Below are 11,264 nucleotides of genomic sequence, written 5' to 3' on the forward strand. Positions count from 1 at the left end.
CCGGAGACGGGCGGTGGGTCCGGCCGACCACCGCCCGTCTCCGGTCCGCGGGGTGTCGTGGTACTCCGGCGCGGCACAAGCGCCGGAAAGGCCGCCCGCACGGGGAGGTCCTCCCCCGGCGACCGCAAGCGTGAGCGGGCGAGGGCCGCTCCCCGAAAGGAGCAACCCCCGCCCACCAGGTGTCCGCGGTCTCCGGCTCAGGCGCCGGCGAGGGCAGGCAGGGACTTGACGCCGTCCGCCGGAAGGTTCAGCGCGTCGGGTGAGCCCGGGTCGACGGCCAGCCACAGGTCGTCGGAGGGCCAGCCGCCGCCCAGCGCCGACATCGGCACATTGCGGTACTGGTGGACGTCCGGCATCGCCGCGGCCAGCCGGGTCTCCGAGGTGAAGACGGGAACCAGCCGGGTGCCGTCCTGCTGCTCGTACACGGGCAGCTGAACCACCTGCGGATCGGCCTCGGCGGTCTCGTCGGCGACGGGGAGCAGCACTTCGCTCTGTGCCAGCGTCGTCATCGCGGCCTGCCGGTCGCCGCCCTGGGCGATCTCGTGCAGTGCGGCCTCGCTCGACGGGCGGCCGTCCGAGGCGGGGGTGTCGGTCATGGTGATGTCCTCCCTGGGTTGCGGGGTCCGAACGGCTCGGGTACCCGGCCGATGCGCCGGTATGCACCCTGCCCGTCGCCGGATCGCGGTGACAGCCGACACGGGGCCCCTCCAGGGGACGCCGCGGCGCTCGTCGTACCAGGTCCGGCCCCTCGTCGGCCGCCTGCGGTCTGCCGGCGGCCCCGCGCTGTGTCCGGCCTGCGGCCTGAGGGTTCCGCCGCGCCCGTTCCGCGGCCCCGCGCCCCCGGCTGCGCGCGGGCGGCGCGATGCGACGCGGTGCGGGATTGCGCGACATTGGTCTTGACCAGCTCAGCGGCGGAGCCCTAGTGTCCCTTACTGCAAAGACCTTTAATAAAGAAGCACTCATAAAACCGGCCGGGGGCGGCCGTCCACACGGTGGAGGACATGGTGGGGACCACGGAGCGTGAGGCTGCGCCGGAGCCGAAGTACTGGCACCTGCGCACCGTGCTGGTGCGGACCATCGACGGTGAGTTCTCCACCGGCGAGGTCATCCCCAACGAGCGGGAGCTCGCGGCCCGGTTCGGGGTCGCCCGTGCCACCCTCCGCCAGGCGCTGGACCAGCTCGAACTGGAGGGCCGGCTGGTGCGCCGCCGCGGCATCGGCACGCTGGTGGCGGCTCCCCGTACCGCGGTCCCGGTGAACCCCACCGAGGAGGGCTGGCCCGGCACCGCGCGCGACGCGGCCTGGCGGATCGTGGACTGCACCACCGCGCCGCCCGCCGCCCGACTCGCCGAGACCCTGGGCATCCCGGCCGATGAGAGCGTGCACACCGTGCGCCGGGTGCGGGTGACGGCAGGACAGGTCGTGGGCACCGAGGCGCTGTATGTGCCGGACTCCGCCGTACCGCACCTGCCGGGCTTCGCCGCCGAGACCGACCGGGGCCGCTCGGTGCTGCGCCAGTTGCAGCGCCTGGAGCTCAACGGGGAGTCCCGGGCGGTGGAGCTGGGGGTCGCCGAGGCCGAGGAGGCCCGGCTGCTGGAGCGTCCGCCGGGCAGCCCCGTGCTGGTCGTGACCACCCCGTACGCGGACGGTGACGGGCGGATCGTCGCGCTGGCCGTCTCCACCTACCGTGCCGACACCTGCCGGCTGACCTTCGGGGAGACCGGCCTGGTCGAGGTCGCCGAGGTCCGTACCGCTTCCTGACACCGACCCCGCCAGCCTTACGGGCCCCGGCCGCTTCCCGGTCGGGGCCCGGCCCTTGTGCCGCGGGTGCTGTGCTGCTGCTGCCCCGGGGCTGGGTGCCGCCCGTCCGGTGGCACGGCTTGCCGCCCAGGATCGAGGGGCGGGGCGTGGGCACGCCACGACCGCGCTCACGGTCTGCGGGCCGGCTGCGCCGGACTGTGCGCCCGCGGCAGGGCCGCAAGGACCAGGCGGCGGCAGAGGCCGGCACCCAGCCAGGGCCGGCACCGACCTCCGCTGCCGTCCCAGGGACCCGCGGCGGGCCCTGGTGGGGAACGAGCCGCTGCGGCGCGCCGGCCCCTGGCGCCGGACCGCGCCGGAGGCCCTCGGCCGGGCGGCCCATGGCCCTGCTGAGCACAAGGCCGCCCACTCCGACCACTGGCGTGTTCATGCCGATGTCCAGCAGGATATGCAGCGGTGACTGTCGCCGCCGTCGTTGACGCGGCGCAGGGGCCGGACAGCATGCCCCGGCCCCGGGGCGTCGCCGCTGGACCGAGCCGCGGCTGATTGCGTGGTGCGAGGGTCGCGGAGGCACGGGGCGCTGCCCCGCCGTCTGCGAGGGTCGCGGACGCACGGGGCGCTGCCCCGCCGTGCGCCGCGCCCACTGCTGGACTGCCGTCGTTCGCCCGCGCTGCCGTGAACACCGATGAGACCACTCCGGGGGACCGCCGTGACCGACACCGAGACCCAGCCCACGCTGCCCGCATGGGAGGACAGGCCGACGGCAGCGCAGGACGGGGAGGGCCGCCGCTGGGCGGCGCTGCGCGGACAGCTGCCGCACCTCGCGCTGGCGGTCGGGTTCATGGCCGTCTACACCGTGCTCGCCCTCGCCCGTTACCGGCGGTATGCCGATCCCAGCTGGGACCTGGGGATATTCGTCCAGACCGCCCGCGGCTGGGCGTCCGGCCACATACCGGTGGTCGACATCAAGGGCGAGGGCTTCAGGGCGCTGGGCGACCACTGGTCGCCGATCCTCGCCCTCACCGGGCCGCTGTGGCGGCTGTGGCCATCCGCCGTGATGCTGCTGGTGCTGCAGGCCGCTCTGTTCGCCGGCTCCGTGGGTGTGCTGTCGAAGACGGCGGAGGAGATCCTGGGCCGCACCCGGGGACTGCTGATCGGCGTGGCGTACGGCCTCTCCTGGGGTCTGCAGCGGGCGCTCAACTTCGAGTTCCACGAGATAGCCTTCGCGGTGCCGCTGCTGGTGGTCGTCGGACGGCAGCTGCTGCTGCGTCGCTGGACCCGCGCGTTCTGGTGGTCGCTGCCCCTGCTCCTGGTCAAGGAGGACCTCGGCCTGACGGTGGCCGTCGTGGGGGTACTGCTGCTGGTGAACCGCCGATGGCGCCTCGGCCCCGCCCTCGTCGTCATCGGCGTGGCCTGGACGGCGGCCGCGATCTGGTGGTGGATACCGCACTTCAACCCGGCCGGGCACTTCGACTACTGGTCCAAACTCCCCGGCCACAACGGCCGGCCGCAGGACTGGCGGGTCCTGGCCCGGTCGCTGGTGACCCGGCACCTGGTGTGGACCACCCTGGGATGGATCGCGGGCGCCACCGCGTTCGTCGCCCTGCGCTCACCGATCGCGGCACTGGCCCTCCCCACCCTCGCCTGGCGGTTCACCTCGGACAACAACGCCTACTGGGGCCGGGACTGGCACTACGACGCCACCGTCATGGCGATCGTCTTCATCGCCCTGATCGACGGCCTCAGGCGGGCCGACGACTCCCCCCGCGCCTGGCTGCGCACCTGGAGCCGGAACGCGGTCACCGCGGTCGTGGCCGTCGCCGCGGCCGCGACCGCCGCCGCTCCGCTGCCCCTCGCCGACCTGGTCGATCCCGCCACCTACGACGGCGGCCCCCATGCCGCGGCGCTGCGGCAGGGCCTCGGCATCATCCCCAGCGGGGTGACCGTGGAGGGCGGGGGTGCGGTGCTGGCGCACATCGCCTGCCGTACCCGTGCCTTCTGGCCCGGCATGATCCGGTCCGGGCCGCCGCAGTACATCGTCACCGAGGACGGCCGGCCCTCGCAGGAGGTCGCCGACCAGGCGAGCGCGGGGCATCCGGGGCACCTGTACCAGGTGGTCTTCACCAGGGACACGGTGACCGTCGTCCGCCTGGACCACTGACGGGCGGCCGGGGCCCGCGGCCCGGCGGGGCGCATCGCGCGTGGCACGCGGGGAGGCCGACGCCGACTGCGGAGAGCGCGCGGAGGAGGGGCTGCGGACAGGGGGCCGGGAGCCGACCCGGGCCGGGACACAAGGCAGCCCCCGGTGTTGCGCCTCAACACCGTATGCCTTCAGTCGTCGCTGAAAACTTTGATGTCCTGGCGTTCTTCCGGGGGCCTGTCCAGAGCTTAGACGGGGGTCACTCATCGCCGAACGTCTTCGACGGTGGTGCGGCTCTCTCTGGTGTTCTGGGTATCTACCAGTTTGCTCCGTTTTCTCCGGTAGTCAAGAGAGTCCTGAGGGACGTCCGGGCCCCGCCGGTGCCTGCTCCACAGCGAACAGCTGCTCCTCCACCTGGTCCAGCGCCACCCGCAGCGCGCCCAGCGCGATGACGTCCTCGCCGAGGGCCGACAGGGCCACCTCCGGCGCCCGCAGGCAGAACCGGCCCAGCTGCTCCCGCAGCGGCTCCAGCACCCCGTCGAGTCCCGCCGCCCAACCGCCGACCACCACGATCTCCGGGTCGATGGCCAGCACCAGAGCGGCCACATCGTGCACCAGCCGCTGCAGAAAGCGGTCCATCGCGCCCCGGGCCACCTCGTCGCCCTCCCGCGCCAGGCGCAGCACCCGGGCCACGGCCGCCTCGTCCAGCGGGTTCAGCGGCTTGCCGGTGGTGGACAGCAGCCGCTCGGGGGTGGCCTCCCGGCCCAGCAGATGCAGCGCCCCGATCTCCCCGGCCGCACCGCCGAAGCCGCGGTGCAGCCGGCCGTTGATCAGCGACCCCGCACCGGGGCTCAGCCCGGCCAGGACGAACACCACGTCGCCCATCCCGGCGGCGGCGCCCTGCCAGTGCTCGGCGATGGCGGCGAGGTTGGCGTCGTTCTCCACCAGGACGGGGCAACGGAAGGAGCGCCGCAGCCGGGAGCCCAGCTCCAGCCCGGTCCAGCCCGGCATGGCGGTTCCCAGCCGTACGGTGCCCTCGCCGTCCACGATGCCCGGGGTGCCGATCCCCACCGCCCAGAGGCTGTCCCTGGAGACCCCGGCGCGGCGCAGCAGCTCGGCCACCAGCGTACGGGCCGCGCCCAGCCGGTCGTCGGCCTCCAGCGCCTCGTCGACGGGCCGGGCGCAGGAGGCGGTGACACGGCCCGTCAGATCCGCCAGCACCGCCCGCACCGAGTGGACGCCGATCTCCACGCCGAGGACATGGCCGGCCTCCGAGCGGAAGCGGAACCAGCGGGCCGGGCGGCCCCGCTGCCGTGCGCTGTCCTGGCTGTGGTCGACCTCGGCCACCAGCCCGGACTCCACCAGCCCCTCGATGACCCCTTCGACGGTCGGCCGGGACAGACCGGTGTCGCCGACCAGCCGGGTGAGGGTGAGTTCCCGGCCGTCGCGCAGGGCGCGCAGCGTCACCGCGGAGTTGATCCGGCGCAGCAGCGAGGAGTCCCCTCCGGTGAACCGGTCCACCAGGCCCGCCCTTTCCGCCGCTTCCGCCCGCGCCGCCGCAGTTCCGCTCCTGACGACGTGACCGGGATCGTACCGGCGACCCCGCTGCCGGGCGAGCATTCCCCCAGCTCATCACCGCTTCGGTATCGAATGGTGAGAAAACCGGGACCGCCTTCCGCCCCGGCGCCCTCCGCCGGTGCGGCCGTCAGCGNNCGCCGCCCCCGGGTCGTACGGCAGGGAGGGTCAGCGGGCCCGCACGACGAGTTCGCGAGCTCCGGCGTCGGCCCGTACCAGCGTCCCCAGCCCGGTGCGCTCCACCCGGCCGCCACCGACCGGCTCCGCGTCCTGCACACCGGTCAGCAGCACGGCCCACGGCCCGGGAGCCGGGTCGCCCTCGGCGGTCACCCGGAGCAGTTCGCCCTCGCGCCGGACGGTGAGGACGGCCGCGGTGCCGCCGCCCGGGCCGGGGATCGACACCGCGGTCGCGGATCCGTCCGCCAGGGTCTGCGGATGCACCCGCAGGGTGACGCCGTCGGCCCAGTCGTAGTCGGGACGGTCCTCATGGGCGCCCAGCGGCAGCACCGCGCCCGGGCGGACCAGCAGCGGCAGGCTGTCGAAGCCGTACCGTTCCCGCCGCCAGCCGGGGCCGCTGACGGTCTCACCGGTCAGCAGATGGGTCCAGGTCCCGGCCGGGACGTAGTACTCCACCTCGTCGTCCTCCGAGAGGACCGGGGCGACCAGCAGGTCCGGGCCGAGCATGTACTGCCGGTCGAGGGTGGCGCAGCCCGGGTCGTCCGGGAACTCCACCACCATCGGCCGCATCACGGGCACGCCGGTGCGGGAGGCCTCCACCGCGGCGGCGTAGAGATAGGGCATCAGACGGTTCTTCAGCCGGGCGAAGTCGCGGGCGACCGCGACCGCCTCCTCGCCGAACTGCCACGGCACCCGGTAGGAGGTGGAGCCGTGCAGCCTGCTGTGCGAGGAGAGCAGGCCGAAGGCCAGCCAGCGCTTGAAGAGGGCGTCCGACGGGGTGCCCTCGAAGCCGCCGATGTCATGGCTCCAGAAGCCGAACCCGGAGGCGCCCAGCGACAGTCCGCCGCGCAGCGACTCCGCCATCGAGGAGAAGGTGGCGTCGCAGTCGCCGCCCCAGTGCACCGGGAACTGCTGCCCACCGGCCGTCGCCGAGCGGGCGAACAGCACCGCCTCGCCCTCCCCGCGGACCTCCTTCAGCAGGTCGAAGACGGTCTGGTTGTAGAGCTGGGTGTAGTAGTTGCGCATCCGCTGCGGGTCGGAGCCGTCATGCCACACCACATCGGTGGGGATGCGCTCCCCGAAGTCGGTCTTGAAGCAGTCCGCGCCCGTCTCAAGCAGCGGCCGCAGCTTGCCCGCGAACCACTCCCTGGCCGCCGGGCTGGTGAAGTCCACCAGCGCCATGCCGGGCTGCCACAGGTCCCACTGCCACACCGAGCCGTCGGCCCGGCGCACCAGGTGGCCGGCGGCGGCGGCCTCGGCGAAGAGCGGTGACTTCTGGGCGATGTAGGGGTTGATCCAGAGCGAGATGCGCAGTCCGCGCTCCTTGAGGCGGCGCAGCATCCCCTCGGGGTCGGGGAAGACCGCCGGGTCCCAGGTGAAGTCGCACCACTGGTACTCGCGCATCCAGAAGCAGTCGAAGTGGAAGACGCTGAGCGGGATGTCCCGGTCGGCCATGCCCTGGATGAAGGAGTTGACCGTCTCCTCGTCGTAGGAGGTGGTGAAGGAGGTGGTCAGCCACAGCCCGAAGGACCAGGCGGGCGGCAGCGCGGGGCGGCCGGTCAGGCCGGTGTAGCGGCGCAGCACCTCCTTGGGGGTGGGGCCGTGGACCACGAAGTACTCAAGCTCCTGGTCCTCGACGCTGAACTGCACCTCGCCCACCGACTCCGAGGCGATCTCGTAGGAGACCTTCCCGGGGTGGTTGACGAAGACGCCGTACCCCCGGTTGGAGAGGTGGAACGGCACGTTCTTGTAGGCCTGCTCGCTGCTGGTGCCGCCGTCCGCCTGCCAGATGTCGACCGTCTGGCCGTTCTTGACGAAGGGGGTGAACCGCTCGCCGAGCCCGTACACCAGCTCGCCCACGCCCAGCGACAGCCGGGAGACCATGTGGTGGGAGCCGTCCGCGTCCAGTGCGAAGCCGATCCCCCGGGCGCCGGCCGTGGTGACGGCGCGGCCGGTGGCGGTCTCGCGGAACTCCAGCTTCCACGGTCCCGCGGTGTCCACCCGCAGTGTGAGGGGCCCGCTGATCAGCTCCACCACCGCACCGGTGCGCACGGTGCGCACCTTGCGGGAGGGGTCGGTGCGGACCTCGAACTCCGGGCCGGGCTTCCGTCCGCCGGCGTGGTGGATGCTGCGCACCCCGATCACGCCCTCGGCGGGGGACCAGCACTCCACGGTGATCAGCGGGGTGTTGAGGGTGTCACCCCGCCGGTTGACCTTGCGTACCGCGGCGTGCAGGAGGATCCGGTCGTCCTCCAGCACCGCGTCCCTGGCCTCGGTGGCGTACGAGGCGCGGACGCCCTCGCGCATCAGCCAGAAGCCGTCGGTGAACTTCATGGTGCGAACCCTGCCTGCTCGTGGGGGGATGGGGAGACTGCTGATGGAACGTCAGGATTGCGTGGCCGTGCGGGCGGCGGACCAGCGGCGGCGGTCCCTGGGGCTGCCCACATGGACGACGTGGGACGCCGCCCCGGCGGAGCCCGAGCGGCTGCCCGGCGGGAGGGTCGGGGCGGACGGGCCGGTCACTTGATGGAACCTCCGGTCACACCGGCGGCCACGTACTTCTGCGCGAGCAGCAGCAGCGCGGCGGCCGGGATCGAGGACAGCACCGCGACGGCCATCACGGCGCCCCAGTCGCCCACATGGGCACCCAGGTACTGGTAGATGCCCAGGGTCACCGGGCGGACGTCGTCGGTGGTGTTGAGGGTGAGAGCGAACATGAAGTCGCTCCAGGCGAAGAGGAAGGTGAACAGGCCCGCGGTGATCAGCGCATTGCGGCTCATCGGCAGCACGATCCGGACGAACGCCCGGAACCGGCCGGCGCCGTCGACCATCGCCGCCTCCACCACCTCGCCCGGGATGGACACCATGAACGCCCTCAGCAGCACGATCGAGAAGGGGACGCCCAGCGAGGCGTCGGCCAGCATCAGACCCAGGTAGGAGTTGACCAGGTGCAGGTCCACATAGGCGTTGTAGAGCGCGTTGGCGACCACGATCCCCGGCACCATCTGGGTGATCAGGGTGCCGAAGACGATGGAGCGGGCGCCCCTGATCCGCAGCTGCGCCAGCCCGTACGCGGCCGGCGCGGCCAGCACCAGGCAGATGGCGACGGCACCCAGCGCGATCCCCAGCGAGGTCAGCAGATTGCCGCCCTGGGAGGAGAGCGCCCGGCTGAAGTTGCCGAAGCCGGGGTGGACCGGGAACGGGTCCAGCGAGGCCAGCCCGGTGCCCGGCTGCAGGGCGGTGTTGAGCATCCAGTACAGCGGGAAGAGCATCACGGCCAGGACGGCGACCGCGACAACGGCGGAGCCGATGCCGCGGCGGCGGGCCCGGGGCGGTGTGGTGGTGGACATCGGGACGGTCACTTCCCCTCGGTGCCGAAGTCGGTCCGGTTGGCCCGCAGATAGAGGACTGCGAAGACGGCGGAGACCAGGATGAGGATGTTGCCCACGACCGCACCCGCACCGAAGTCGAGCCGGACGAAGGAGAGCTGGTAGGTCTGGGTGCCCAGGGTCTGGGTGGCGTCGGCGGGGCCGCCGTCGGTGAGCGCCAGGATCAGGTCGAGGATCTTCACCGTCGACATGAAGCCCAGCACCAGCACCACCGTGATCACCGGCCGCAGCATCGGCAGGGTGACGGAGCGGAAGGTGCGCCAGGCGGAGGCGCCGTCGATGGACGCGGCCTCCTGGACGTCCCGCGGGATCTCCTGGAGTCCGCCGTAGAGGATCACCATGTTGAAGGGGATGCCGATCCAGATGTTCACCAGGATCACCGAGAGCAGCGCCATGGAGGGGCTGTTCAGCCACGGGGTGTGGCCGCTGGTGACGCCGAGCGCGTCCAGGAAGCGGTTGAGCACCCCGGTGTCCTGGTCCAGCAGCCGCCGCCACACGGTGCCGGCCACCACCATCGGGATCAGCCAGGGGAGCAGCAGCAGGGAGCGGACCACCCCGGAGAGCGGGAAGCGGCGGCTGAAGAAGACCGCCAGCGCCAGTCCGATGGTGAACTGGCCGAGCAGCGACCCGGCGGTGAAGACCAGGGTGTGCCACAGGGCGTCGCCGAAGAGCTGGTCGTGCAGGACGGTGCGCCAGTTGTCCAGCCCGTTGAAGGGCGCCTTGCCGGTGAAGAAGGTGGACGGCGTGTAGTGCTGGAAGCTCATCAGCACATTGCGGACCAGCGGGTAGCCGAAGAAGGCCGCCATGTAGACGACGGCGGGTGCGACGAACGCCCAGTGCAGCAGCGTACGGCGGCGGCGCGCGGTCCGGTTGGCCCGGGCGGCGCCGGGGGCGGCCGGGCGGGCGGCGGTGACGGGAGCGGTGGTGGTCATGGGCGGGTCCTCACTTCCCCCAGGCGGCGGCCTGGGCCCGCTTCAGCGCGGCCTCGGGGCTGGTGGTGCCGGTGAGGGCGGACTGGAAGGCGCTCTGCAGGGCCAGCGACACGGTCGGCCATTTGTCGCCGACCAGCTGGGTGCGGCTGCGCGCGGTCTGCACCTGGTCGGCGAAGGACGCCAGCTGCGGCACCTGCTGCCGGTACTGGCGGGCGCCGTCCGGGGTGACCGGGACGTAGTTGGCCTTGACCGCCCAGTCCACCTGCTCCTTGGCGCTGGTGAGGCAGGAGACCACCTTGGCGGCCAGCTTCTCCCGCCGCTCGTCGCCGGTGTTGGGTACCGCGTCCACCACACCGCCCAGCGGGGCGACCGACTTCATGCCGGCCCTGGGGACGGGGATCTGCACCACGCCCCAGTGGACGTCCTTGTGCTGGTCCAGTACCGGCACCTGCCAGGGACCGTTGATCATCATGGCCGCGTTCCCGGCGATGAACTGGTCGTTGACGTCGGCCTGGGTCCAGTTGACGGTGGACTTGGACAGCGAGCCGTCCGCCAGCAGGTCCTTCCAGAACTGCAGCGCCTGGGCGACCTGCGGGGTGTCCAGCTTCCGTTCGTCGCCGCCGTTGGACCACATGAACGGCAGGAACTGGAAGACGCCGTCCTCCGCGCCGCCCGCGCTCAGCCCGATGCCGTACTGCTTGCCGTGGGTGAGCTTCCTCGCGTCGTCCCGCAGCTCCTGCCAGGTGGTGGGCGGGGTGATGCCGGCCTTGGCCAGGATGTCCTTGTTGTAGAAGAGGCCGAGGGAGTTCACCGCACGGGCGGCCGCGTACCAGGTGCCCTGGTAGGAGCCGTACCGCTTGATGCCCTCGGGGACTCCGGCGGTGGAGACCCCCAGCTCCTCCAGCGGCTTGAGACCGCCCGCCGCGGCGAACTGCGGCATCTCCGAGCCGTCCAGGATCAGGATGTCGGGCAGCGAGTGCGAGGAGGCCATCCGCAACGCCTTGGTGGTGAGCTGGCTCGCCGGGACGCTCACCTGGCGTATCCGCATCCCGGCCTGGGCCGCGCACCGGCTGTACGCCTGCTGGTCCCAGGTGTGGAACGGGTCGTCGGTGGAGTTGTCCATCACGGTGAGGACGTTGGGGTCGGCCTGGGCGGCGCATCCGGCGGCGCCCAGACCGGCGATCAGTGCGGTCGCCAGTGCGGCGGCCAGCAGTGGTGGCCGTGGACGATGGGGCATGGCGGGCTCCCGGTGGTTGTGCGGCTCGGTCCTGCCGGGTGGTGGGGAGGGCAGGGG

Annotated in this window: 9 protein-coding genes; 3 read left to right on the top strand and 6 right to left on the bottom strand. The window is 72.6% G+C overall.

Going from position 1 to position 11,264, the window contains the following annotated elements; all coding sequences use genetic code 11:
• Positions 1–197 precede the first annotated feature (197 nt).
• Positions 198–596 carry an SseB family protein gene (locus AOK09_RS29645; RefSeq protein WP_055590315.1) on the bottom strand — a complete coding sequence of 133 codons (399 nt, stop codon included), beginning with the start codon at positions 594–596 and terminating at the stop codon, positions 198–200.
• Between the two features lie 408 nt (positions 597–1,004).
• On the opposite strand from AOK09_RS29645, the gene AOK09_RS29650 reads away from it, so the two are divergent.
• Entirely contained in the window at positions 1,005–1,760 is a 756-nt protein-coding gene (locus tag AOK09_RS29650) for a GntR family transcriptional regulator (RefSeq protein ID WP_055590322.1), read from the top strand.
• A 706-nt stretch (positions 1,761–2,466) separates the two neighbouring features.
• Positions 2,467–3,918, top strand: coding sequence for a DUF2079 domain-containing protein (locus tag AOK09_RS29655; RefSeq protein ID WP_055590316.1), 1,452 nt, complete (start codon positions 2,467–2,469; stop codon positions 3,916–3,918).
• A gap of 324 nt (positions 3,919–4,242) precedes the next feature.
• Here AOK09_RS29655 and AOK09_RS29660 read toward each other — a convergent pair whose 3' ends face one another.
• Complete coding sequence (locus tag AOK09_RS29660) at positions 4,243–5,418, bottom strand: ROK family protein (RefSeq protein WP_055590317.1); 1,176 nt, start codon at positions 5,416–5,418, stop codon at positions 4,243–4,245.
• 222 nt (positions 5,419–5,640) lie between these two features.
• Positions 5,641–7,983 (bottom strand): alpha-xylosidase, encoded by a 2,343-nt coding sequence (yicI, locus tag AOK09_RS29665; RefSeq protein WP_055590318.1) that lies wholly within the window; start codon positions 7,981–7,983, stop codon positions 5,641–5,643.
• A 43-nt stretch (positions 7,984–8,026) separates the two neighbouring features.
• Between yicI and AOK09_RS40525 the strand changes: the two genes are divergently transcribed.
• Positions 8,027–8,176: a hypothetical protein gene (locus AOK09_RS40525; protein WP_157876088.1), complete on the top strand. Its 150-nt coding sequence runs from the start codon at positions 8,027–8,029 to the stop codon at positions 8,174–8,176.
• On the opposite strand, the gene AOK09_RS29670 is transcribed toward AOK09_RS40525, so the two are convergent.
• From AOK09_RS29670 to AOK09_RS29680, 3 genes are read right to left on the bottom strand one after another with little or no spacing between them, the layout of a single operon-like run.
• Complete coding sequence (locus AOK09_RS29670) at positions 8,169–8,999, bottom strand: carbohydrate ABC transporter permease (protein ID WP_055590319.1); 831 nt, start codon at positions 8,997–8,999, stop codon at positions 8,169–8,171. The genes AOK09_RS40525 and AOK09_RS29670 overlap by 8 nt on opposite strands.
• 8 nt (positions 9,000–9,007) lie before the next feature.
• Positions 9,008–9,970: a carbohydrate ABC transporter permease gene (locus AOK09_RS29675; RefSeq protein ID WP_055590320.1), complete on the bottom strand. Its 963-nt coding sequence runs from the start codon at positions 9,968–9,970 to the stop codon at positions 9,008–9,010.
• A 10-nt stretch (positions 9,971–9,980) separates the two neighbouring features.
• Entirely contained in the window at positions 9,981–11,207 is a 1,227-nt protein-coding gene (locus AOK09_RS29680; RefSeq protein WP_055590321.1) for an ABC transporter substrate-binding protein, read from the bottom strand.
• Between the last annotated feature and the right edge of the window lie 57 nt (positions 11,208–11,264).

The organism is Peterkaempfera griseoplana (genome assembly GCF_001418575.1).
Taxonomy (GTDB): domain Bacteria; phylum Actinomycetota; class Actinomycetes; order Streptomycetales; family Streptomycetaceae; genus Peterkaempfera; species Peterkaempfera griseoplana.